Source organism: Chromobacterium sp. FG22 (genome assembly GCF_057809415.1).
Window position 1 is genome coordinate 1 of the sequence record NZ_JBMDJX010000014.1, and the last position, 21,226, is coordinate 21,226.

Consider the following 21,226-nt stretch of genomic DNA (forward strand, 5'->3'; position numbering starts at 1 on the left):
TAAACCCGTCAACACCTTTTGCGAGAAAAACCTCAACAAAAGCGGACCCCGCAGGCCAAACCCTTGATGCGGCAAGAAATATCCGAAAGGGGTATTTGCCGACACACCTCAACCGCCCCGCCGAACCATGAAAAACGGGCCGGCGCTTCGCCGGCCCGTTGCAGGATGCACGCAAATCTTCTAGTTTTTCACGCTCTCCGCCGGCTTCAGATAAGGCAGGAAGGCGTTGACGACTTCCGGATCGTCCGGCTTGGTGCGCGTGCCTATGCTGACCACCTTGCTGGCGCCGGGCAGGATCAGGTATTTGTGGAAGTTCCATACCGGAGCGTCGTCAGTGGCCTTGATCAAGGCTTTGAAGAACGGCTGCGCATCGGCGCCGCGCACATGCCCTTTTCCGGCCATCGGGAAGGTCACACCGTAATTGGCCTCGCAGAAGGCGCCGATCTCCTTATCGCTCTCCAGTTCCTGAAAGAAATCGTTGCTGGGAAAGCCAACCACCATCAGCCCCCTCTGCCCATAGGTCTGATACAGCGATTGCAGTTGCTTGAACTGCGGCGTGAAGCCGCAGTGGCTCGCGGTATTGACCACCAGCAACGGCCGGTCCGCGTACTGACATAGATTGATCTGACCGCCCATCAGACCCGGCACCGTGTAGTTCAATAAAGCCGGGCAAGCCGCCATCACCGCCTGACTGCAAAAAATCAGCATTGCGCCCCATCGTTTCATTCGCGTCTCCTCGCTGCGCCATACCTATATAGATGGCAGACAAAATAATAAGGCAATGCCTGAAGCATTGCCTTATCTATTGTCCTGAGCGCCGCGCGTCGGCGCCAGCTGTCATTCCTGCTGGCTGGCGATATCGGCCCGCACCTTGTCCATGTCCAGTTCGCGCAGCCCCTGGATCAGTTGTTCGAATTGCGCCGCCATCATCGCGCCGGCCTGGTTGAACACCATGATGCCGTCCTTGATGGCGATCAGCGTCGGAATGGAGCGGATATTGAAGTGAGCGGCCAGGTCGCGTTCGTCTTCGGTATTGATCTTGCCGAACACGATGTCGGCGTGTTTTTCCGACGCGGCTTCGAAAGTGGGGCCGAACATTTTGCACGGACCGCACCACGGCGCCCAGAAGTCGAGGATGACCAGGCCTTCCTCTTTCATATGGATGTTGAAGTTGTCGGCGTTGAGATTGATGTAAGCCATGGGGATGTCTTTCGCTGTCTGAAGCGCCCGCCAGCGGCGGGCTGTTGCAGCAAAGATAGGTACGCGGCCACGTCATTGCAAGGCTATCGCCTGGTTGAATTTATCAATCCGGGCGATAGCCTCCGCTGCCGCAAGGCTTAGCCGATGAAGGGCAGTGCCAGGTAGAGCTTGATTACGATGGCGTTGACGATGTCGATGAAGAAGGCGCCCACCATGGGCACCACCAGAAAGGCCAGATGCGAAGGGCCGAAGCGCTCGGTCACCGCCTGCATATTGGCGATGGCGGTGGGGGTGGCGCCCAGGCCGAAGCCGCAATGGCCGGCGGCCAGCACCGCCGCGTCGTAATTGCGGCCCATCACCCGGAAGGTGACGAAGATCGCGTACATCGCCATCGCCGCGGTTTGCGCCAGCAGCAGCACGAAGATGGGCAGCGCCAACGCCGCCAAATCCCACAAGCGCAGCGACATCAGCGCCAGGGCCAGAAACAGCGACAGGCTGACATTGCCGAGCACCGACACTTCGCGCTCGAAGATCTGATACCAACCCAAAGCCGCCAAGCCGTTGCTGATCAGCACGCCGACGAACAATACGCAGACGAAGGTGGGCAGTTCCAGCGGCGTGCCTTTGAGCAGGCCGCCGAGAAAGGTGCCGCCCAGCAAGCAGACGGCGATCAGCGCCAGGGTCTCGATGAAGGAGTGCGGCGTGATCAGACGCTGGGCGTCCGGTTGTTCGAAGGCCAGCGGCGGATCGTCGGCATTGTGCTCGGCGCCCGGGGTTTTGACTTTCTTGACCAGGAAGCGCGCCACCGGGCCGCCGATCAGGCCGCCCAGCACCAGGCCGAAGGTGGCGCAGGCCAGCGCCAGTTCCGAGGCCGAGGCCAATCCGTATTTGGAGGCGAAGGTGCCGCCCCAGGCGGCGCCGGTGCCGTGACCGCCGGACAAAGTGATGGAGCCGGCCAGCAAGCCCATCAATGGGTCCAGGCCCAGCAAGCTGGCCAAAGCGATGCCCAAGGTGTTCTGCACCAGCAGCAGGCCGACCACCACGGCCAGGAAGACGCCGACGGTCTTGCCGCCCTGTTTCAGGCTTTTCAAATTGGCGTTGAGGCCGATGGAAGCGAAGAAGGCCAGCATCAGCGGGGTTTGCAGCGAAGCGTCGAAGCGGACTTCGCTGCCGGTGACTTGGCGGAACAGCAGCAGCAAGGCGGCGATCAGCAAGCCGCCGACCACCGGCTCGGGGATGTTGTAGGTGCGCAGCGCGCCGACATGCGCCACCAGTTTGCGCCCGAGCAGCAAAACCAGCGACGCGGCCACCAGGGTGCCGTAGAAATCGAGTTGAATCATCGAGTCTCCTTATTGTGATGAGCGAAGGCGCGCATGATTCAGACTAGCAGCTGTCGGAATGTTGTCGCGCCATGCAATACGATAGGAAACCCGGCGATAAAGTTCGGCCTCTAATTAACCAGAACCTTATATAGAAGACTCAAACCGCTAGTCGCGGCGTATCTGCCAGCACTGATGGATGGCTCGGTTGCGGAAGTCTTCCGGCACCGATTGCGCGCTGATGTCGCGGATGACGTAATCCTCGGCCAGTCTCTCGTCCAGCTTGAAACTGCGCAGATTATTGGAGAAGTACAAGGTGCCGCCCGGCGCCAGCAGCGCCATCGCGTAGTCGATCAGCCAGACGTGATCGCGCTGCACGTCCAGGATGTCGCGCATTTTCTTGGAGTTGGAGAAGGTGGGCGGGTCCATCACGATCAGGTCGAACTGCTTGCCGCCGTCCACCGCCTCTTCCAGATACTGGAACACGTCGGCCCTCACCAGCTGATGCCGGGCCAGATCCAGGCCGTTGAGCTCGAAATTGCGGCGCGACCAATCCTGATAGGTATTGGACATGTCCACGGTTTCGGAACTGATCGCCCCGCCGCAGCCGGCGTAGACGGTGAAGCTGCCGGTATAGGCGAACAGATTGAGGAAACGCTTGCCGGCGGCCTCTTCCCTCACCCGCTTGCGGGTATTGCGGTGGTCCAAGAACAGGCCGGTGTCCAGGTAGGCGTCCAGATTGACGATGAAACGCTGGCCGAACTCATCGATGATGAAGTCGTCGCCCGACTGTCCCACTTTCTCGTACTGGCTGACGCCCTTTTGACGGCGGCGGTTCTTCAGCGTCACCGCGCCGGGCGCAAGGCCGGTGACCGCGCACAGGCTGTCCACCACCGCGTTGATCCAGTCGCGATAGGCCTCGTCCTCCATCTCCCAACCGGTGTCGTACTCCTGCAGATGGACGCGCTCGCCGTACAGGTCCACCGCGAACGGGAACTGCGGCACGTCCTTGTCGTAAACGCGCCAGGCGTCCAGCCCCTGGCGGCGCGCCCATTTGGCGTGGTGCTTGAAATTCTTGGCCAGGCGATTGGCGAATGGGCTGACGTCCAGCATGAGTCCTCGATATGGGCGATGGGCAAAACACAAAACAAACGCGCCGCTGACTGCAGGCGGCGCGTGAACGGATATCCAATTCTATTACAGCCGCGGCTATTCGGACGAATACATCTCGATCAGCTTGCTGTAGACCGGCTCCGGCAGATATTGGCGAATCACGCTTTCCCAGCCGCGCGGCCCCACCAGGCCTTTGACCATCGTCGACGACACCTCGGCGTATTCGCGCGGCGGCAGCAGGAAGATGGTGGTGATGTCCGGGTGCAAATCGGAGTTGATGTAGCGCATGGTGCGCTCGTACTCATAGTCGCTGGCGGTGCGGATGCCGCGGATGATGTAGTTGGCGCCTATGCTTTGCGCGTAATTGACCAGGAACTGGTTCTCGAACACATCCACCCGCAACTTGCTGAAGCCGCCGGTGACGGCGCGCAGCAAAGCCACTCGTTCCTCGACACTGAAGGTACAGTGTTTTTCCGGGTTCACTCCGACCGCTACGATCAATTCGTCAAACAGTTCCACCGCTTCGCGAATCATCCATAGGTGACCGTTGGTCACCGGGTCGAAGCTGCCCGCGTACACGGCTCGCTTCAATTCTCGTTTTCCTTTGACTGTGTGTGCCATGGCGAATGTATCGTGGTCGTTGGGGGCGGGTAAAGCAATTTTTGTGCATTGCGCAAAATGTTTCGCTTCCAGCTGGACTATCCGCAGCAGAATCTGTCCATTTTCCTCATTATCGACAAAGCGCGGCCAAAAAAAAGCGGGCCGCGCATGGCGGTCCCGCTGACAATAGGACAATACGCGCTCAGACGTTGATGTCTTCGGCGCGATGGCAGGCGATCATGCGCTGATCCAGCTCGCGCAATTCCGGCACCTCTTCCCCGCAACGCTGGTTCGCGTGCGGGCAGCGCTTGTGGAAGGCGCAGCCCGACGGCGGCTTCAAGGGGCTGGGCAGTTCGCCCTCGATCTTGATCTTGATGCGGCGCTGCTCAGGATGGATGGACGGCGTCGCCGACAACAAGGCCTGGGTGTAGGGGTGCAGCGGCCGTTCGTAAACGCGGTTCTTTTCCCCCACCTCCACCGCGCGCCCCAGGTACATCACCATCAGGTCGTCGGCCACATGCTCAACCACCGACAGATTGTGGGAGATGAACACATAGGCGGTCTTGAACTCGTCCTGCAAATCCATGAACAGATTGAGCACCTGGGCCTGGATGGACACGTCCAGCGCCGAGGTGGGCTCGTCCGCCACCACGATCTTGGGGTTCAGCATCATTGCGCGCGCGATGGCGATGCGCTGACGCTGGCCGCCGGAGAACATGTGCGGATAGCGGAAGAAGTGCTCCGGCCGCAGACCGACCCGCTGCATCATGCCGCGCACCTTGTCTTCGCGCTCCTTGGCGTTCAGCGAGGTGTTGATCAGCAGCGGCTCGGCCAGCTGGCTGCCGATTTTCTGACGCGGATTCAAGGACGCGTACGGGTTTTGGAACACCATCTGCACCTTGGTGCGCATGGCTTTCAAGTCGGCCTTGCCGGCCTGGGCCGCGTCCTTGCCGTCCAGCAGCAAAGAACCGGAGGTCGGCGCTTCGATCAGCGTCAGTTGCCGGGCCAGCGTGCTCTTGCCGCAGCCGGATTCGCCCACCACCGCCAGCGTCTTGCCGGCCTGCAGTTCGAAGGAGACGCCGTTGAGCGCCTTGACCTGCGCCGAGGGCTTGAGGAAGCCCTGGGACACGTCGTAATAGCGGGTCAGATCCCGCGCTTGCAATACGGTGCTCATTTCGCCTCCTTGTCCAGCAACGGGTAGTGGCAGCGCACGGCGCCGCCTTCCACCGGGGTCAGCCCCGGACGCTGGGTCCGGCAGTTGTCCTTGACATAGGGGCAACGCGGCGACAACAGGCAGCCGCTGGGACGGTCGTACTGCCCCGGTACGATGCCGGGCAAGGTGTTCAGCCGATGCGCGCCTTTGCTGTGCTCCGGAATCGACGACAGCAGCGCCTCGGTGTACGGGTGGGTCGGGTGATTGAACACGCCGGGCACCGCGCCCATCTCCGCCACCTGGCCGGCGTACATCACCGCCAGCCGGTGGGCCACCTCGGCCACCACCGCCAGATCGTGAGTGATCATGATCAGCGCCATGTTCTGGCTTTTCTGCAGACTGACCAGCAACTCCATGATCTGCGCCTGAATGGTCACGTCCAGCGCCGTGGTCGGCTCGTCGGCGATCAAGAGCTTGGGATTACAGGCGATGGCCATCGCGATCACCACGCGCTGGCTCATGCCGCCGGACAGCTGGTGCGGATAGGCGTTGAGCCGCGAGGCCGGCGCCGGAATCTCCACCAGTTCCATCAGTTCCAGCGCGCGCCGCTTCAGCGCGGCTCCGCGCAGGCCCTGATGCAGCTTCAGCACTTCCATGATCTGGTAACCGACGGTGTAGCTGGGGTTCAGCGAGGTCATCGGGTCCTGGAAGATCATCGCGATGTCCTTGCCGACGATCTTGCGGCGCTCGCGCGAGGAAATGGTCAGCAGGTTCTTGCCGTCGAAGCTCAGTTCGTCGGCCACGATGCGGCCCTGGCCTTCCAGCAGCCCCATCATCGCCATCATGGTCACCGACTTGCCGGAGCCGGATTCGCCGACGATGCCGACGATCTCGCCCTGATTGACCTCTAGGTCCAGCCCTTCCACCGCGCGGAAGGGATTTTTTTCCGAACCAAACTCCACCGAGAGGTTCTTGATTTGCAACAAACTCATGTCCATCCCCTCAAGCGGCGCGCTTCAGTTTCGGGTCCAGCGCGTCGCGCAGGCCGTCGCCCATCAAGTTGATGGCGAGCACCGACAGCAAAATGGTCAGGCCGGGCAGCGTCACCACCCACCAGGCGCTTTCAATGTAATCGCGGGCCGAGGCCAGCATGGTGCCCCACTCCGGGGTGGGCGGCTGCACGCCCAGGCCGAGGAAGCCCAGCGCGGCGATTTCCAGAATGGCCGAGGAAAAACTCATGGTCGCGTGCACGATCAAGGGGGCCATGCAGTTGGGCAGCACGGTGACGAACATCAGCCGCGGCAGGCCCGCGCCGGCCACGCGCGAGGCGGTGACGTAGTCGCGGTTCAGCTCGGTCATCGCCGACGCGCGGGTCAGGCGCACATAGGCGGGCAAGGACACGGTGGCGATGGCGATCATCGCGTTCATCAGCCCCGGTCCGAGAATGGCCATGATGGCCACCGCCAGCAACAGCGAGGGCAAGGCCATCATGATGTCCATCAGCCGCATGATCGCGCCGCCGAGGGCCTTGGGAAAGAAGGCGGCCAACAGGCCGAGCACCACGCCCGGCAGCAAGGCCATCAGCACCGAGCACAGGCCGATGAACAGCGACAGCCGCGCGCCGTGAATCAGCCGCGACAGGATGTCGCGCCCCAATTCGTCGGTGCCGAACAGGAACTGCGCCGAACCGCCGTCCACCCAGGCCGGCGGGGTCAGCAAATGATCGCGGTACTGCTCGATGGGGCTGTAGGGCGCCACCAGCGGCGCCAACAGCGCACAGGAGGTGACGATCAGCATGAAGATCAGGCCGGCCACCGCGCCCTTGTTGTGGGAAAAACCCTGCCAGAACTCCTTCAGCGGCGAGGGATAGGCCAGCGCCAGGTCCGGCCCGGCGTTGACTTGCGTAGTCTGAGTCATAAGTCCACCTACTGGCTGTTACTTGGCGTGACGGATGCGCGGATTGGCGATGCCGTACAGGATGTCGACGATGAAGTTGGTGACGATCACCAGCGTCGCCACCATCAGGATGCCGTTCTGCACCACCGGATAATCGCGGCGGCTGATGGCGTCGATCAGCCATTTGCCTATGCCCGGCCAGGAGAAGATGGTTTCGGTCAGCACCGCGCCGCCCATCAGCGTGCCCACTTGCAGGCCGATCACGGTCAACACCGGGATCAGCGCGTTGCGCAGGGTGTGGATGAAGATCACTCGCGCCGGCGACAGGCCCTTGGCGCGCGCGGTGCGCACATAGTCTTCGCGCAGCACTTCCAGCATCGACGAGCGCGTCATCCGCGCGATCACCGCCAGCGGAATGGTGCCCAGTACGATGGCGGGCAGAATCAGGTGCATCAGCGCGTTCTTGAAGGCGCCGGCGTTCACTTCCGGATCCGCGACCTCCGCCATCCAGGAGTCGATCAGCATGAAGCCGGTGTGCGGCGCGATGTCGAAGGTCAGGTCGACGCGGCCGGACACCGGGGTCCAGCCCAGCTTGACCGAGAAGAACATGATCAGGATCAGACCCCACCAGAAGATGGGCATGGAGAAGCCGGTCAGCGAGATGCCCATCACGCCGTGGTCGAACAGCGAGCCGCGCTTGATGGCGGCGATGACGCCGGCCAGCAGACCCAGCACGGTGGCGAAGATCAAGGCGGAGATCGCCAATTCCAGCGTGGCGGGGAACAGGGTTTTGAATTCGGTCCACACCCCGGTCTTGGTCACCAGGGACTCGCCCAGGTCGCCATGCAGCAGATTGACCACGTAGTCGAAATACTGAGCGTACAGCGGCTTGTCCAGACCCAGGCGATGCAAGGCTTCGGCGTGCATTTGCGGATCGAGCGCGCGCTCGCCCACCATCACCTCCACCGGATCGCCCGGAATCATGCGGATCAGGCCGAAGGTCAGCAGCGTGATGCCGAAGAAGGTTGGCACCAATAAACCCAACCTTCGCAGAATAAAGGAAAACATGAGGACTTCTCCCTTGCGCCGGCCCCGCTGGGCGACTGGGCGCAATACTCAAATGAGACCCAGAGCGACGACGCCTTGCATGGCAAACGGCGAACGACGGCTCTATTGCGTTTTGGGGAGACGTTACCGGAATCGGACGGAGAAGAAGCAAGGAAAACAGCAAGAAGAGCGCCGAAGCGATGGCATGCAACTGAACCACCCACCCACATCAGCTGCGCCACCGCTACGGCAAGTGCAAGATAGCACCCCTCGCCGCAGACGAGCTTGACCCAGGTCAAGCCGGACGCACAGCCTCTCCACGCTGTGACTGACTACCCTCTGAAAACCACCCAGTAGACGTTCCGCCGCCATCGGGCCCGCCGCCTCTGCGTGCGACTGGAAACCCAAGGCTTGTAGTGGCCAATAGCGCTCCGCTTCAGCGTCGGTCCCGGCCGCAACGCGGACAGGCCGGCATCAGCAGCGCCATTCGCCGAACTTAGCCAAAACATCGGGGGCCAGGCCCCCGATGTCGCCGTGTTTTTATTATTTCAGGCTTACTTGACGCTGACGCCGTAGAAGGAGTTCAGGCCGAAGGGGCTGACCTTGAAGCCCTGCACCGATTTCAGCATCGGCTGATTGACGGTGGAGTGGGCGATGGTGGTCATCGGCACTTGCTGTTTGACGATTTCCTGAGCCTTCATGTACAGCTTGGTGCGCTCGGCCACGTTGGCGGTGCGCTTGCCCTTCTGGATCAGGTCTTCAAACGGCTTGTAGCACCACTTGGAGAAGTTGTTGCCGTTCATCGCGTCGCAGCCGAACAGCACGCCCAGCCAGTTGTCCGGATCGCCGTTGTCGCCGGTCCAGCCGATCAACATGGTGTCATGCTCGCCGGCCTTGGCGCGCTTGATGTACTCGCCCCATTCGTAGGAAGTGATCTTGGCCTTGACGCCGATCTTGGCCCAGTCCGACTGCACCATTTCCGCCATCAGTTTGGCGTTGGGGTTGTACGGACGCTGTACCGGCATCGCCCACAAGCTCAATTCAAAGCCGTTGGGGTAGCCGGCCTTGGCCAGCAGCGCCTTGGCCTTGGCCACATCGTAAGGCGCGTCTTTCAGGCTCTTGTTGTAGGACCACTGGGTCGGCGGCATCGGATTGGTGGCCGGCTGGCCGGCGCCCTGGTACACCGCGTCGATGATGGCTTTCTTATTGATCGCCATGTCCAGCGCCTGACGCACTTCCAGCTTTTCCAGCGGCTTGTGCTTGACGTTGTAAGCCAGGTAGCCCAGGTTGAAGCCCGGCTGCGCGGTCACCGACAGCTTGGAATCGGCCTTCATCGCGGCCAGATCGGTCGGACGCGGGTTGACGGTGATCTGGCACTCGCCGGCTTTCAGCTTCTGGTAGCGCACGGAAGCGTCGGTGGTGATGGCGAACACCAGATTGTCCACTTTCGGGCCGTCGGCCTTGTTCCAGTATTCCTTGTTGGCGGCGAAGCGGATCTGCGCGTCTTTCTGGTAACGCTTGAAGATGAACGGGCCGGTGCCCACCGGCTGCTGATTGATCAGCTGCGGCTTGCCGGCCTTGAGCAGCTTGTCCGCGTACTCGGCGGACTGCACCGAGGCGAAGCTCATCGCCAGGTTCTGCAGGAAGGCCGCGTCCAGGCTCTTCAGAGTGAACTTGACGGTATTGGCGTCAATTTTCTCGACCTTGACGATATTGGTGTCCAGGCCCATATCGGTGAAATACGGGAATTCGGTCGGATAGGCTTTGCGGAACGGATGGTTTTTGTCGACCATGCGGCTGAAGGTGAACACCACATCGTCGGCGTTGAATTCGCGGGTCGGCTTGAAGTAGTCGGTGGTCTGGAACTTCACGCCCTTGCGCAGATGGAAGGTGTAGCTCAGGCCGTCGGCGGCCACATCCCATTTCTCTGCCAGCGCCGGCACCACCTTGGTGCCGCCGCGTTGGAACTGCACCAGGCGGTTGAACACGGTTTCGGCGGAAGCGTCGAAATCGGTGCCGGTAGTGTATTGACCAGGGTCGAAACCCGCCGGGCTGCCTTCGGAGCAGTACACCAGGGTGCCGGCGGCCTGGGCGGCCATCGCGGTCCCGGCGATCAGGCCGGCTGCCAACAGCGCTTTCTTGACAGTTTGCATCTTTATTTCCTTTCCCTTGTACAGACTCATCGGTCTTTCTTGTCAGCGGGATCCAAGCCCGCCATGGGGGGATACATTATGCAGAGAGGACGCTTTTGACAAGCGTCCTCTGCTTTTTTCTGCCAAGGGCCCTTCGCGCTAGGACTATTTTTTCCGGCTTATCAGATTTTCCTCAGCACAACGCTGCCCACCGAATAGCCCGCGCCAAAAGATGAAATGACGCCGACATCCCCGCTCCGCAGGTCATCCGAATGCAGATGGAATGCAATCACGGAGCCGGCGGAACTGGTGTTGGCGTAACGGTCCAGAATCACCGGCGCCTCTTGATCGCCGGCCTCTCGGCCCAGCACGCGCCGGGAGATCAGCTGATTCATCGCCAGATTGGCCTGGTGCAGCCAGAAGCGCGCCACCTCGGCCGGCGCGATGCCCAGGCCTTCCAGATGCGCGGCGATATGATCGCCCACCATCGGGCAGACTTCCTTGAACACCTTGCGGCCTTGCTGCACAAAAAGCTTGTCCGGCTGGCCTATCCCCGCCTCGTCGCAACGATTGAGGAAGCCGAAGTTGTTGCGGATATTATTGGAGAACACCGTGGCCAGCTTGCTGCCCAGCACCTCGTAACGCTGCGCCGAGCTCGCCGCCTCGGCGCGCTCCAGCACCACCGCGGTGCAAGCGTCGCCAAAGATGAAGTGGCTGTCGCGGTCGCGGAAGTTCAAATGGGCGGAACAGATTTCCGGATTCACCATCAGCACCGCGCGCGCCTGGCCGCAAGCGACGGCGTTGACCGCGGTCTGAATGCCGAAGGTGGCGGACGAGCAGGCCACGTTCATATCGAAGGCGTAGCCCTGGATGCCGAGCGCCTGCTGCACTTCGATGGACACCGCCGGGTACGGACGCTGCATATTGGAGCAGGCGACGATGACCATGTCGATGTCCGCGGCGCTGCGGCCGGCGCGTTCCAGCGCCTGGCGCGCCGCGGCCACCGCCATCTCCGCCTGCACCGACAACTCGTCGTTGCCGCGTTCCGGCAAACGCGGCGCCATTCTGGCCGGATCCAGCACCCCGCTCTTGTCCATCAGGAAACGTTGCTTGATGCCGGAGGCCTTCTCGATGAATTCGGAACTGGACTCGGCCAGCGCTTCCATTTCTCCGGCGGCGATCCGGTCCGCGTGCTGCTGATTGTGAGCGTGTACAAAGGCATTGAAAGCCGCGACCAGTTCCTGGTTGCTGACCGCGTGCGGCGGCGTGAACAAGCCGGTTCCGCTAATGACGACCTTGTGCATGAATTGTCCTTTTAGCCCCCCGTGACCCGGGTAAGTGTAGATTTTTGTTGCGGCGACGACAGTCCTCGCTGCGCCGCCCGAGCGGAAATGCCCGCCCCGTTTCGGCCCGTCCGCGGACGATCCTTATCCGTCGCCGGATTCTACACCAAGCCCTTCATCTGAAAGTAATAAAACCGCAAACGCCGCCGCGGCGCGGCTCGCGGCCCTTCCCGCCCCTGCGCGGCCGGCTCGCGCCGCCCTGCCGACGCCCGATTCCGGCCTGCGGCCTGCCGCGGATCCCGTAGGCAAAACTACCCCTCGAACTAAAAACCGAGTAAAATGATCGGCTTTGCGCAGCCGCATCCTCTTGCCTCCGCCGATAATAGTTGACTAAAACAGTCGGATATTAGGTATAATCGTCTGCATCAGGAATTCATCCTCCTCCAAATACCCACTCTTGGAGACCAGAGACATGCGTTTAACCACTAAAGGGCGTTTTGCCGTCACCGCGATGCTGGATCTGGCATTGCGCGAGAGCGGCGGCCCGGTCACGCTGGCCGGCATCAGCGAGCGTCAAGGCATCTCGCTCTCCTACCTGGAACAACTCTTCGGCAAGCTGCGGCGCGCCGAACTGGTGGACAGCGTGCGCGGCCCCGGCGGCGGCTACACCCTGGCCAAGACCCCGATCGACATCTCCGTGGCCGACATCATCACCGCCGTGGACGAGCCGGTGGACGCCACCCAGTGCGGCGGCCGCGAGAACTGTCGCGGCAATCAGCGCTGCATGACCCACGATTTGTGGACCAATCTGAACGTCACCATTTTCGACTACCTGTCCAAGGTCAGCCTCGCCAGCCTGGTTGAGCAGCAAAAGACCAAGGAAAACACTGTATTGCAGGATAAGCGCGAATGCAGCGTGGTTCACGCTTCTGCCGCCTCCGGCGCCCTGTGAGGCGCGGACCCATCTTCTGTGGAGAGAATATAAATGAGCCAGCTCAAGCATCCGATCTACCTCGACTACTCGGCCACCACGCCGGTAGACCCGCGCGTTGCCGACAAGATGATTCCCTATCTTTACGAAAAGTTCGGCAACCCGGCCTCCCGCAGCCACAGCTTCGGCTGGGACGCGGAGGAAGCGGTGGAGAACGCGCGCGCTGAAGTGGCCAAGCTGATCAACGCCGACTCCAAGGAAATCGTCTGGACCTCCGGCGCCACCGAGTCCGACAACCTGGCGATCAAGGGCGCCGCCCACTTCTACAAGAGCAAGGGCAAGCACCTGATCACCGTCAAGACCGAACACAAGGCGGTGCTGGACACCATGCGCGAGCTGGAACGCCAGGGCTTTGAAGTGACCTATCTGGGCGTGCAGGACAACGGCCTGCTGGACATTGAAGAATTCAAGGCCGCCATCCGCCCGGACACCATCGTCGCCTCGGTGATGTTCGTCAACAATGAAATCGGCGTGGTGCAGGACATCGAACAGCTGGGCGAAATCTGCCGCGCCAAGGGCGTGATCTTCCATGTCGACGCCACCCAGGCCCCGGGCAAGGTGATCATCGACATGGAAAAGCAGAAAGTGGACCTGCTCAGCCTGTCCGCCCACAAAGTGTACGGCCCCAAAGGCATCGGCGCCCTGTACGTGCGCCGCAAGCCGCGCGTGCGCCTGGAAGCGCAGATGCACGGCGGCGGCCATGAGCGCGGCTTCCGCTCCGGCACCCTGGCCACCCACCAGATCGTGGGCATGGGCGAAGCCTTCCGCATCGCCCGCGAAGAGATGGACAGCGAGCGCGAACGCATCCGCATGCTGCGCGACCGCCTGTGGAACGGCATCAAGAACATGGAAGAGGTCTACATCAACGGCGACATCGACCAACGCGTGCCGCACAACCTCAATGTCAGCTTCAACTTCGTCGAAGGCGAAAGCCTGATCATGGCGATCAAGGAGCTGGCCGTATCCAGCGGTTCGGCTTGTACCTCGGCTTCGCTGGAGCCGTCCTACGTGCTGCGCGCGCTGGGCCGCAACGACGAAATGGCCCACAGCTCGATCCGCTTCACGCTGGGCCGCTTCACCACCGAGGAGGAAATCGACTTCGCGGTGAATCTGCTAAACCAAAAGATCGGCAAGCTGCGCGAACTGTCCCCCTTGTGGGAAATGTTCAAAGACGGCGTGGATCTGAATTCGGTTCAATGGGCCGCCCACTAAGGGCGACAGCAATATCCAGCGCCGAGCCGGCCAGGCCGGAGCGGCGCTGAAGGAGACAATCATGGCATACAGCGACAAGGTAATGGATCACTACGAAAACCCGCGCAACGTGGGCTCTTTCGAAAAAGGCGACGACAGCGTGGGCACCGGCATGGTGGGCGCGCCGGCCTGTGGCGACGTGATGAAGCTGCAAATCAAGGTGGGCGAGGACGGCGTGATTCAGGACGCCAAGTTCAAGACTTACGGCTGCGGCTCCGCCATCGCCTCCTCCTCGCTGGTGACCGAATGGGTCAAGGGCAAATCGCTGGACGAGGCGCTGGATATCAAGAACACCGCCATCGCCGAAGAACTGGCCTTGCCGCCGGTGAAGATTCACTGCTCCATCCTGGCCGAAGACGCGATCAAAGCCGCGGTCAACGACTACAAGCAAAAGCACGGCAAATAATCAGCGGGGACACATCATGGCTATCACCCTTTCCGAACGCGCCGCCGCTCACGTCAGCGCCTTCATCGCCAAACGCGGCAAGGGCTTGGGCATCCGTCTGGGCGTCAAGACCTCCGGCTGCTCCGGCATGGCCTACAAGCTGGAGTTCGTCGACGCGGCCAGCGACGAAGACGTGACCTTTGAAAGCCATGGCGTCACCGTGTTCACCGATGCCAAGAGCCTGGCCTATCTCGACGGCACCGAGTTGGATTACGCCAAGGAAGGCTTGAACGAGGGGTTTCAGTTCAACAACCCCAACGTCAAAAACGAGTGCGGCTGCGGCGAAAGCTTCAACGTCTGACCCCGGCAGGCGGGCACGCTTCGGCGCCGCCCGCCCGTCGTCCAACTGTACGCTAGGTTTTCCGGCCCCGTCCCTATGAGCACCGATTTCAGCCAAGACTTCTTCTCCCTGTTCAATCTGCCGCGCCGTTTCGCCATCGACGGCCAAGCGCTGGAGCACGCCTGGCGCACCGCCGCGGCCCAGGTCCATCCCGACCGCTACGCCAGCAGCTCCGACGCCGAAAAACGCAGCGCGCTGATGCAGGCCACCCGGGTCAACGAAGCCTACCAAACGCTGAAGTCGCCGCTGAACCGCGCCCGCTACCTGCTGACGCTCGCCGGCGTGGACACCCAGGAAGACACCAACACTCAGATGCCGGCCGCCTTCCTGATGGCGCAGATGGAATGGCGCGAAAACATCGAAGAAGCCCGCGCCGGCGGCGAACTCGAACGCCTAGAAGCCTTGTCGCGCCAGTTGCGGGACGAGAGCCGCGCGCATCAGGCCGAGCTGGAGGTGGCGCTGGACCAGCGCGCCGACTTGGACGCCGCCGCGCTTCTAGTGAGAAAATTGCGGTTTTTGGAAAAACTGGACCAGGAAATCGGCGATGCCATCGAGGCGCTGCTTGACTGAGCCCTCGGCCGCCGGCCCTTCCCCGTCGTGGGGATCGCGCTCCGGCCCGTCCTCTCCATCCGCCTCCGCCGCAGCAGGCGGCTTACCTCGAACTGATTTGAACTGAATATGGCCTTACTGCAAATCGCCGAACCCGGCCTCTCCGCCGCCCCTCACCAACACCGCTTGGCGATCGGCATCGATCTGGGCACCACCAATTCCCTGGTGGCCTCGGTGCGCAGCGGATCCGCCGCCGTCCTCAAGGACGAGCACGGCCGCAGCCTGCTGCCCTCGGTGGTGCGCTACGCCGAAGAAGGCGGCGTCAGCGTGGGCTACGACGCCCAGAAAGAGCAGAACAAGGACCCGCACAACACCATCGTCTCGGTGAAGCGCTTCATGGGCCGCGGCCTGGCCGATCTGCCGGACGTCCGCAACCTGCCCTATCGCTTCGTCGACGCGCCCGGCATGCTGCAACTGGTGACCCGCGGCGGCATCAAAAGCCCGGTGGAAATCTCCGCCGACATTCTGCGCACCCTGAAACAGCGCGCCGAAGCCAGCCTGGGCGGCGATCTGACCGGCGCGGTCATCACCGTGCCGGCCTATTTCGACGACGCCCAGCGTCAGGCCACCAAGGACGCCGCGCGTCTGGCCGGCCTGAACGTGCTGCGCCTGCTGAACGAACCCACCGCCGCCGCCATCGCCTACGGGCTGGACAACGGCAGCGAAGGCATATACGTCGTCTACGATCTGGGCGGCGGCACCTTCGACGTCTCCATTCTCAAACTCAGCCGCGGCGTGTTCGAAGTGCTGGCCACCAGCGGCGACTCCGCGCTGGGCGGCGACGACTTCGACCATCGCGTCTACTGCTGGATGCTGGAACAAGCCGGCCTGTCCGGGCTAGGCGCCCAGGATACCCGCTTACTGCTGACCCGCGCCCGCGAGGCCAAGGAAGCGCTGACCGAGCACGCGGAGACTCAGATCACCGCGCTGCTGTCCGACGGCCAGGCCCTGAACCTGACGCTGGACCAGGACACCTTCCGCGGCATCACCAAGAACCTGGTGGACAAGACCCTGCTGCCGGTGCGCAAGGCGCTGCGCGACGCCGGCGTCGCCGCGGACGAGGTCCATGGCGTGGTGATGGTGGGCGGCGCCACCCGCATGCCCCAGGTGCAAAAAGCCGTCGGCGATTTCTTCCGCCAGGAGCCGCTGACCAATCTGGACCCGGACAAGGTCGTCGCCTTGGGCGCGGCGATCCAGGCCAATGTGCTGGCCGGCAACAAGGGCGACGACGAGTGGCTGCTGCTGGACGTGATCCCGCTGTCGCTGGGCATCGAGACCATGGGCGGCCTGACCGAGAAGATCATTCCGCGCAACAGCACCATCCCTGTGGCCCGCGCTCAGGACTTCACCACCTTCAAGGACGGCCAGACCGCGATGTCCATCCACGTGCTGCAAGGCGAGCGCGAGCTGGTGGCCGATTGCCGTTCGCTGGCCAAGTTCACCCTGAGCGGCATCCCGCCGATGGTGGCCGGCGCGGCGCGCATCCGCATCACCTTCCAGGTGGACGCCGACGGCCTGCTGGAAGTGTCCGCCCGCGAACAGACCAGCGGCGTGGAAGCGCGCATCGAGGTCAAGCCCTCCTACGGTCTGAGCGACGAGGAAATCAGCCGCATGCTGACCGAGTCCATGACCCATGTGCATGAAGACATCGAGGCGCGCAAGCTGCGCGAAGCCGTCGTCGACGCCACCAGCCTCAGCGAGGCCTGTCGCGTTGCGCTCGCCAGCGACGGCGATCTGCTGGACGCCGACGAACGCGCCGCGGTGGAAGAGGCGCTGGCCGCCGTGGACGCCGCCATCGCCGCCGCTCAAATCGCGCGCGAGGTCAACGAGGCCTCCGGCCGCCTCAACCGCGCCACCGAAGAATTCGCCTCGCGCCGCATGGATCGCAATATCCGACGCGCGCTCAAAGGCCACAACATTTCCGATTTGTAAGGATCCGCCATGCCGCGAATCATTGTATTGCCCCACGCCGACCTCTGCCCGGAAGGCCTGGTCATCGACAACGCCGAACCCGGCCAGAACATCTGCCAGGTCCTGCTGGATCACGATATCGAGATCGAGCACGCTTGCGAGATGTCCTGTGCCTGCACAACCTGCCATTGCATCGTCCGCGAAGGCGGCGACTCCCTGAACGAAGCCGACGAGCTGGAAGAAGACCTGCTGGACAAGGCCTGGGGACTGGAAGCCCAGTCCCGGCTGTCCTGCCAGGCCATTGTCGCCGATGAGGATTTGGTGATAGACATTCCCCGGTACACCATCAACCACGCCCGCGAACACCATTGAGTTTTCCTTCTCAAGCGCACTGCCTTTGTCGCCGCCGCCTTGCCGTGCCATAGCACTGTCTGCGGCTTGGCTTCGCGGCATCGCCGCTTGATAAGAAAAATCAAACTCAAGAACCGCAAATCAGGCTCAGGAGAGACACAAGATGAAATGGACCGACGTGCTGGACATCGCCATCGAACTGGCGGAAACCCATCCGGAAGTCGACCCCAAGACCGTGCGCTTCGTTGATCTGCACAACTGGGTCGTCGAGCTGCCGGATTTTGACGACGACCACAGCCGCGGCGGCGAACGCGTGCTGGAGGCGATCCAGCAAGCCTGGATCGACGAGGTGGAATAAGCCTCCCCGCCCCCCCGTTTTAGCAAGGCCGCGTCGCAGGATGCGGCCTTTTTGCCGTCTTGGGCCCAAAACCCGCCGTCTCCGCATAGGAAAAGACGGGCCGATGGCGGTATCATCGGACAAAGGCTGCGACAGCCCGCCGGCAGCCTCCTCTTTCGAAACGGAGCTCCCTGATGTTCACCCTCATCATCGGCAATAAAAACTACTCCTCCTGGTCCCTGCGCCCCTGGCTGGTGCTGAAAATGCTGGACGAGCCGTTTGAAGAGCAGCAGATCGATCTCTATCTGTCCGACACCAAGGCCCGCATCCTGGCCGCCAACCCGGCCGGCAAGGTGCCGGTGCTGATAGACCGCAAGCTGCGGATCTGGGATTCGCTGGCCATCTGCGAATACCTGGCCGAATGCTTTCCCGCCGCCAAGCTGTGGCCGGACGACGCGGGGCTGCGCGCGGTCGCCCGCTCCATCGTCGCCGAGATCCACTCCGGCTTCTCCGCGCTGCGCGAACACCTGGCGATGAATCTGACGCTGCGCCACATCAATTATCAGAGCACGCCGGCGGTGGAGTTCGACATCGCCCGCATCATCTCGCTGTGGGAAGAGCATCTGCCGCGCCACCAGGCCAACGGCGAATTCATCTTCGGCGGCTTCAGCATCGCCGACGCCTTCTTCGCGCCCATCGCCACCCGCTTCCACACTTATAACGTCAAATTGCCGGAGCAATCGCAGGCTTACGTCGATCGTCTGCTGGCTTTGCCGGCGATGCGGGAGTGGTATGAGGCCGCCCAGGCGGAAGGTCAGCGCGCTTCATAGCGGATAATGTCGCAATTAGAGTGGAAGGACGCGCCATAACTCATTAGAATGGCGCGTTTTTTTATCATTTTTACGCGTAGAAGGATAGTTTCATGACCACCCCGTTCATCATCGGCGTTGCAGGCGGCAGCGGCAGCGGTAAAACCACGGTGACCAATCAAGTGCTGGAAACCATTGGCTCCGAGATGGCGGCAGTGATCATTCAAGACTATTACTACCGCGATCAGAGCCATCTGACCTTCGAACAGCGGCTGGCCACCAACTACGACCACCCGCAAGCCTTCGATTGGCCGCTGCTGATCGAGCACATCGACGATCTGCGCAACGGCCGCGCCATCGAAATGCCGGTCTACGACTTCGCCAACCACACCCGCGCCGAGGAAACCATCACCGTGCAGCCGGCGCCGGTCATCGTCATCGAAGGCCTGTTCCCGCTGTACGACGCCGCGCTGCGCGACATGATGTCCTTGAAGATCTTCGTCGACACCGATTCCGACGTGCGCTTCATCCGTCGTCTCAAGCGCGACATCACCGAACGCGGCCGCACCACCGACAGCGTGATCGAACAATACCTGACCACGGTGCGCCCGATGCACAACCAGTTCATCGAGCCCACCAAGCGCTTCGCCGACGTGATCCTGCCGCACGGCGCCAATGATCCGGCGGTGGACATCATCACCACCAAGGTGGCCAGCCTGATGGTGCACAACTGATTTACCCGGCGGCGTCCGCGCCGCCGTCTTCCGCCCGCTTAGCGGGCCCCAAGCACAGGAGCACTCCATGCACACGATCAAACCGCGCAATCCGCACGCTTGCGCGCCCATCATGAAAAAAGGCGGCGCCCACGGACAAAGCCGCTCCGGACAGCGCCAGGCCGGACGCCAGGCCATGCTGGCCGAACTGGATCTGGATTGGGATCTGGATTGGAACGAAGCGGACGCCTATCCGCCGCAGCCGCAAGCCGCTGCCGACGACGAGCCGGCGGTTTTTGGCGACGTGAATAACAAAGAGCCGCGCAATGCGCGGCTCTTTGTTATTCACGGGGCCCAGCCGGCGTTTAAACGTCGGACTTCAACTGCAGCAAATCCCAGCGATTACCGTACAAGTCCTCGAACACCACCACGGTGCCGTATTCCTCCTCGCGCGGCTGCTCGCTGAAGCTCACGCCCGCCGCCGCCATGCGGCGGTAATCGCGCCAGAAATCGTCGGTATGCAGGAAGAAACCCACGCGGCCGCCGGTCTGGCCGCCCACCGCCGCCTGCTGCCGCGCATTGCTCGCCTTGGCCAGCAGCAGCGCGCACTCGCTCGCTCCCGGCGGCGCCACGCGCACCCAGCGCTTGTCCTCGCCCTGGCGTTCATCCTCCAGCAAGACAAAGCCCAGCTTGTCCACATACCAGGCGATGGCTTCATCGTAATCCGTCACCACCAGGGCGACCGAACCCAAAAACTGTTTCATATCACGCTCCAAACAAAAACGGCGCCCCCGAGGACGCCGTGACGCGTTAGCCGCTCAAGCCCCAAGGGGCCAAGCCGACAGCGCTTACTTGCCGATATGCGGCGCCAGCGTATGCAGCAGCTGCGCCAGCACTTTCGGGTTGGCGGCGACGATGTCGCCGGACTCCAGCCAGCCTTGTTCGCCGGACAAATCGGTGACGATGCCGCCCGCTTCCTGCACGATCAGGCTGCCCGCGGCGATGTCCCAAGGCTTGAGGTTCAGCTCCCAGAAACCTTCCACGCGGCCGCAAGCGACATTGCACAGGTCCAGCGAGGCCGCGCCTTCGCGGCGCACGCCGGCGGTCTTGGCCAGCACATCCTTGAGCATGCCCAGGTATTGGTCGATATAGCTTTGGTCGGACACCGGGAAGCCGGTGGCGATCACACATTCATTCATCATGAAGCGTTTGGACACGCGGATGCGGCGATCGTTGAGGAAGGCGCCGACGCCGCGCGAGGCGGTGAACAGATCGTTGCGGTTGGGGTCGAAGACCACGGCTTGCTGCACCTGGCCCTTATGCGCCAGCGCGATGGAGATCGCGTACTGCGGGTGGCCGTGCAGGAAGTTGGTAGTGCCGTCGATCGGATCGATGATCCACTCGTATTCCGACGAACCGATGCCTTTCGCGCCGGACTCTTCTGCTAGAATCGCGTGCTTGGGATAAGCTTCCAGAATGGAAGCGATGATGGACTCTTCCGCGGCGCGGTCCACTTCGGTCACGAAGTCATTGTGTTTCTTGCGCTCTACGCGCACCGCGTCGAGATTCAGCGACGCGCGCTGGATGACACTGCCGGCGCGGCGAGCGGCTTTCACCGCGACATTGAGCATCGGATGCATTGACGGCCTCTACACTTTCAACCATGACAGACGTCCGCCACATGACGCGACGTCTGCTAGTAACAATCTGGGTTAAGGAACAAGAA

The 21,226-nt window shown here is 62.2% G+C and carries 24 protein-coding genes; 10 read left to right on the forward strand and 14 right to left on the reverse strand.

Annotated features, from left to right (window positions below; translation table 11 throughout):
* Nucleotides 1-180: 180 nt before the first annotated feature.
* The 11 genes from ACODSD_RS14535 to ACODSD_RS14585 form a co-directional block, all read right to left on the reverse strand.
* Nucleotides 181-726, reverse strand: a complete 546-nt coding sequence (locus ACODSD_RS14535) for a glutathione peroxidase (protein WP_107800335.1) — start codon at nucleotides 724-726, stop codon at nucleotides 181-183.
* Nucleotides 727-837: 111 nt separating this feature from the next.
* Nucleotides 838-1,200 carry a thioredoxin gene (gene trxA / locus ACODSD_RS14540; RefSeq protein ID WP_488877683.1) on the reverse strand — a complete coding sequence of 121 codons (363 nt, stop codon included), beginning with the start codon at nucleotides 1,198-1,200 and terminating at the stop codon, nucleotides 838-840.
* A 137-nt stretch (nucleotides 1,201-1,337) separates the two neighbouring features.
* The gene (gltS, locus tag ACODSD_RS14545; RefSeq protein WP_107800337.1) at nucleotides 1,338-2,540 is read right to left on the reverse strand and encodes a sodium/glutamate symporter; all 1,203 of its coding nucleotides are present in this window, start codon (nucleotides 2,538-2,540) and stop codon (nucleotides 1,338-1,340) included.
* 147 nt (nucleotides 2,541-2,687) lie between these two features.
* Entirely contained in the window at nucleotides 2,688-3,632 is a 945-nt protein-coding gene (locus tag ACODSD_RS14550; RefSeq protein WP_107800338.1) for a class I SAM-dependent methyltransferase, read from the reverse strand.
* A gap of 96 nt (nucleotides 3,633-3,728) precedes the next feature.
* Nucleotides 3,729-4,253, reverse strand: a complete 525-nt coding sequence (gene coaD / locus ACODSD_RS14555; protein WP_488877684.1) for a pantetheine-phosphate adenylyltransferase — start codon at nucleotides 4,251-4,253, stop codon at nucleotides 3,729-3,731.
* Nucleotides 4,254-4,434: 181 nt separating this feature from the next.
* Nucleotides 4,435-5,406, reverse strand: coding sequence for a peptide ABC transporter ATP-binding protein (locus ACODSD_RS14560; protein WP_227104687.1), 972 nt, complete (start codon nucleotides 5,404-5,406; stop codon nucleotides 4,435-4,437).
* Nucleotides 5,403-6,377 carry an ABC transporter ATP-binding protein gene (locus ACODSD_RS14565; RefSeq protein WP_107801933.1) on the reverse strand — a complete coding sequence of 325 codons (975 nt, stop codon included), beginning with the start codon at nucleotides 6,375-6,377 and terminating at the stop codon, nucleotides 5,403-5,405. Before ACODSD_RS14565 ends, ACODSD_RS14560 begins: the two co-directional genes overlap by 4 nt.
* Nucleotides 6,378-6,387: 10 nt before the next feature.
* Nucleotides 6,388-7,302, reverse strand: coding sequence for an ABC transporter permease subunit (locus tag ACODSD_RS14570; protein ID WP_107800341.1), 915 nt, complete (start codon nucleotides 7,300-7,302; stop codon nucleotides 6,388-6,390).
* Nucleotides 7,303-7,320: 18 nt separating this feature from the next.
* The gene (locus tag ACODSD_RS14575; protein ID WP_107800342.1) at nucleotides 7,321-8,349 is read right to left on the reverse strand and encodes an ABC transporter permease subunit; all 1,029 of its coding nucleotides are present in this window, start codon (nucleotides 8,347-8,349) and stop codon (nucleotides 7,321-7,323) included.
* Between the two features lie 533 nt (nucleotides 8,350-8,882).
* Nucleotides 8,883-10,481, reverse strand: a complete 1,599-nt coding sequence (locus ACODSD_RS14580) for an ABC transporter substrate-binding protein (RefSeq protein ID WP_107800343.1) — start codon at nucleotides 10,479-10,481, stop codon at nucleotides 8,883-8,885.
* Nucleotides 10,482-10,642: 161 nt separating this feature from the next.
* Complete coding sequence (locus tag ACODSD_RS14585) at nucleotides 10,643-11,764, reverse strand: beta-ketoacyl-ACP synthase III (RefSeq protein ID WP_227104689.1); 1,122 nt, start codon at nucleotides 11,762-11,764, stop codon at nucleotides 10,643-10,645.
* Between the two features lie 451 nt (nucleotides 11,765-12,215).
* On the opposite strand from ACODSD_RS14585, the gene iscR reads away from it, so the two are divergent.
* The 10 genes from iscR (at nucleotide 12,216) to udk (ending at nucleotide 19,521) form a co-directional block, all read left to right on the forward strand.
* Nucleotides 12,216-12,695 (forward strand): Fe-S cluster assembly transcriptional regulator IscR, encoded by a 480-nt coding sequence (iscR, locus tag ACODSD_RS14590; RefSeq protein WP_107800345.1) that lies wholly within the window; start codon nucleotides 12,216-12,218, stop codon nucleotides 12,693-12,695.
* Nucleotides 12,696-12,728: 33 nt separating this feature from the next.
* Nucleotides 12,729-13,946, forward strand: coding sequence for an IscS subfamily cysteine desulfurase (locus ACODSD_RS14595; protein WP_107800346.1), 1,218 nt, complete (start codon nucleotides 12,729-12,731; stop codon nucleotides 13,944-13,946).
* Nucleotides 13,947-14,007: 61 nt separating this feature from the next.
* On the forward strand, nucleotides 14,008-14,391 hold the full coding sequence (gene iscU / locus ACODSD_RS14600) for a Fe-S cluster assembly scaffold IscU (protein ID WP_048411946.1): 384 nt from the start codon (nucleotides 14,008-14,010) through the stop codon (nucleotides 14,389-14,391).
* Between the two features lie 16 nt (nucleotides 14,392-14,407).
* On the forward strand, nucleotides 14,408-14,731 hold the full coding sequence (iscA, locus tag ACODSD_RS14605) for an iron-sulfur cluster assembly protein IscA (RefSeq protein ID WP_107800347.1): 324 nt from the start codon (nucleotides 14,408-14,410) through the stop codon (nucleotides 14,729-14,731).
* 75 nt (nucleotides 14,732-14,806) lie between these two features.
* Entirely contained in the window at nucleotides 14,807-15,340 is a 534-nt protein-coding gene (gene hscB / locus ACODSD_RS14610) for a Fe-S protein assembly co-chaperone HscB (protein WP_488877685.1), read from the forward strand.
* 108 nt (nucleotides 15,341-15,448) lie between these two features.
* Nucleotides 15,449-17,311 carry a Fe-S protein assembly chaperone HscA gene (gene hscA, locus ACODSD_RS14615; RefSeq protein ID WP_227104694.1) on the forward strand — a complete coding sequence of 621 codons (1,863 nt, stop codon included), beginning with the start codon at nucleotides 15,449-15,451 and terminating at the stop codon, nucleotides 17,309-17,311.
* A 9-nt stretch (nucleotides 17,312-17,320) separates the two neighbouring features.
* On the forward strand, nucleotides 17,321-17,662 hold the full coding sequence (fdx, locus tag ACODSD_RS14620) for an ISC system 2Fe-2S type ferredoxin (RefSeq protein WP_107800350.1): 342 nt from the start codon (nucleotides 17,321-17,323) through the stop codon (nucleotides 17,660-17,662).
* A 142-nt stretch (nucleotides 17,663-17,804) separates the two neighbouring features.
* Nucleotides 17,805-17,999 carry a Fe-S cluster assembly protein IscX gene (iscX, locus tag ACODSD_RS14625; RefSeq protein WP_107800351.1) on the forward strand — a complete coding sequence of 65 codons (195 nt, stop codon included), beginning with the start codon at nucleotides 17,805-17,807 and terminating at the stop codon, nucleotides 17,997-17,999.
* Between the two features lie 173 nt (nucleotides 18,000-18,172).
* Complete coding sequence (locus ACODSD_RS14630) at nucleotides 18,173-18,808, forward strand: glutathione S-transferase family protein (RefSeq protein WP_107800352.1); 636 nt, start codon at nucleotides 18,173-18,175, stop codon at nucleotides 18,806-18,808.
* Nucleotides 18,809-18,900: 92 nt separating this feature from the next.
* The gene (udk, locus tag ACODSD_RS14635; protein WP_048413454.1) at nucleotides 18,901-19,521 is read left to right on the forward strand and encodes a uridine kinase; all 621 of its coding nucleotides are present in this window, start codon (nucleotides 18,901-18,903) and stop codon (nucleotides 19,519-19,521) included.
* Nucleotide 19,522: 1 nt separating this feature from the next.
* Here the strand turns inward: udk and ACODSD_RS14640 are convergent, their stop codons facing one another.
* The 3 genes from ACODSD_RS14640 to ACODSD_RS14650 all read right to left on the reverse strand — a co-directional run bounded on the left by ACODSD_RS14640 (nucleotide 19,523) and on the right by ACODSD_RS14650 (nucleotide 21,140).
* On the reverse strand, nucleotides 19,523-19,849 hold the full coding sequence (locus ACODSD_RS14640; protein ID WP_253314523.1) for a hypothetical protein: 327 nt from the start codon (nucleotides 19,847-19,849) through the stop codon (nucleotides 19,523-19,525).
* Between the two features lie 16 nt (nucleotides 19,850-19,865).
* The gene (locus ACODSD_RS14645; protein WP_107800353.1) at nucleotides 19,866-20,264 is read right to left on the reverse strand and encodes a VOC family protein; all 399 of its coding nucleotides are present in this window, start codon (nucleotides 20,262-20,264) and stop codon (nucleotides 19,866-19,868) included.
* An 84-nt stretch (nucleotides 20,265-20,348) separates the two neighbouring features.
* Nucleotides 20,349-21,140 carry an inositol monophosphatase family protein gene (locus tag ACODSD_RS14650; protein ID WP_048411783.1) on the reverse strand — a complete coding sequence of 264 codons (792 nt, stop codon included), beginning with the start codon at nucleotides 21,138-21,140 and terminating at the stop codon, nucleotides 20,349-20,351.
* Nucleotides 21,141-21,226 lie beyond the last annotated feature (86 nt).

Coding starts and splice junctions, on each gene's coding strand:
- ACODSD_RS14535 (WP_107800335.1), bottom strand. CDS start 726: ATGAAACGATGGGGCGCAATGCTGATTTTTTGCAGTCAGGCGGTGATG.
- trxA (WP_488877683.1), bottom strand. CDS start 1,200: ATGGCTTACATCAATCTCAACGCCGACAACTTCAACATCCATATGAAA.
- gltS (WP_107800337.1), bottom strand. CDS start 2,540: ATGATTCAACTCGATTTCTACGGCACCCTGGTGGCCGCGTCGCTGGTT.
- ACODSD_RS14550 (WP_107800338.1), bottom strand. CDS start 3,632: ATGCTGGACGTCAGCCCATTCGCCAATCGCCTGGCCAAGAATTTCAAG.
- coaD (WP_488877684.1), bottom strand. CDS start 4,253: ATGGCACACACAGTCAAAGGAAAACGAGAATTGAAGCGAGCCGTGTAC.
- ACODSD_RS14560 (WP_227104687.1), bottom strand. CDS start 5,406: ATGAGCACCGTATTGCAAGCGCGGGATCTGACCCGCTATTACGACGTG.
- ACODSD_RS14565 (WP_107801933.1), bottom strand. CDS start 6,377: ATGAGTTTGTTGCAAATCAAGAACCTCTCGGTGGAGTTTGGTTCGGAA.
- ACODSD_RS14570 (WP_107800341.1), bottom strand. CDS start 7,302: ATGACTCAGACTACGCAAGTCAACGCCGGGCCGGACCTGGCGCTGGCC.
- ACODSD_RS14575 (WP_107800342.1), bottom strand. CDS start 8,349: ATGTTTTCCTTTATTCTGCGAAGGTTGGGTTTATTGGTGCCAACCTTC.
- ACODSD_RS14580 (WP_107800343.1), bottom strand. CDS start 10,481: ATGCAAACTGTCAAGAAAGCGCTGTTGGCAGCCGGCCTGATCGCCGGG.
- ACODSD_RS14585 (WP_227104689.1), bottom strand. CDS start 11,764: ATGCACAAGGTCGTCATTAGCGGAACCGGCTTGTTCACGCCGCCGCAC.
- iscR (WP_107800345.1), top strand. CDS start 12,216: ATGCGTTTAACCACTAAAGGGCGTTTTGCCGTCACCGCGATGCTGGAT.
- ACODSD_RS14595 (WP_107800346.1), top strand. CDS start 12,729: ATGAGCCAGCTCAAGCATCCGATCTACCTCGACTACTCGGCCACCACG.
- iscU (WP_048411946.1), top strand. CDS start 14,008: ATGGCATACAGCGACAAGGTAATGGATCACTACGAAAACCCGCGCAAC.
- iscA (WP_107800347.1), top strand. CDS start 14,408: ATGGCTATCACCCTTTCCGAACGCGCCGCCGCTCACGTCAGCGCCTTC.
- hscB (WP_488877685.1), top strand. CDS start 14,807: ATGAGCACCGATTTCAGCCAAGACTTCTTCTCCCTGTTCAATCTGCCG.
- hscA (WP_227104694.1), top strand. CDS start 15,449: ATGGCCTTACTGCAAATCGCCGAACCCGGCCTCTCCGCCGCCCCTCAC.
- fdx (WP_107800350.1), top strand. CDS start 17,321: ATGCCGCGAATCATTGTATTGCCCCACGCCGACCTCTGCCCGGAAGGC.
- iscX (WP_107800351.1), top strand. CDS start 17,805: ATGAAATGGACCGACGTGCTGGACATCGCCATCGAACTGGCGGAAACC.
- ACODSD_RS14630 (WP_107800352.1), top strand. CDS start 18,173: ATGTTCACCCTCATCATCGGCAATAAAAACTACTCCTCCTGGTCCCTG.
- udk (WP_048413454.1), top strand. CDS start 18,901: ATGACCACCCCGTTCATCATCGGCGTTGCAGGCGGCAGCGGCAGCGGT.
- ACODSD_RS14645 (WP_107800353.1), bottom strand. CDS start 20,264: ATGAAACAGTTTTTGGGTTCGGTCGCCCTGGTGGTGACGGATTACGAT.
- ACODSD_RS14650 (WP_048411783.1), bottom strand. CDS start 21,140: ATGCATCCGATGCTCAATGTCGCGGTGAAAGCCGCTCGCCGCGCCGGC.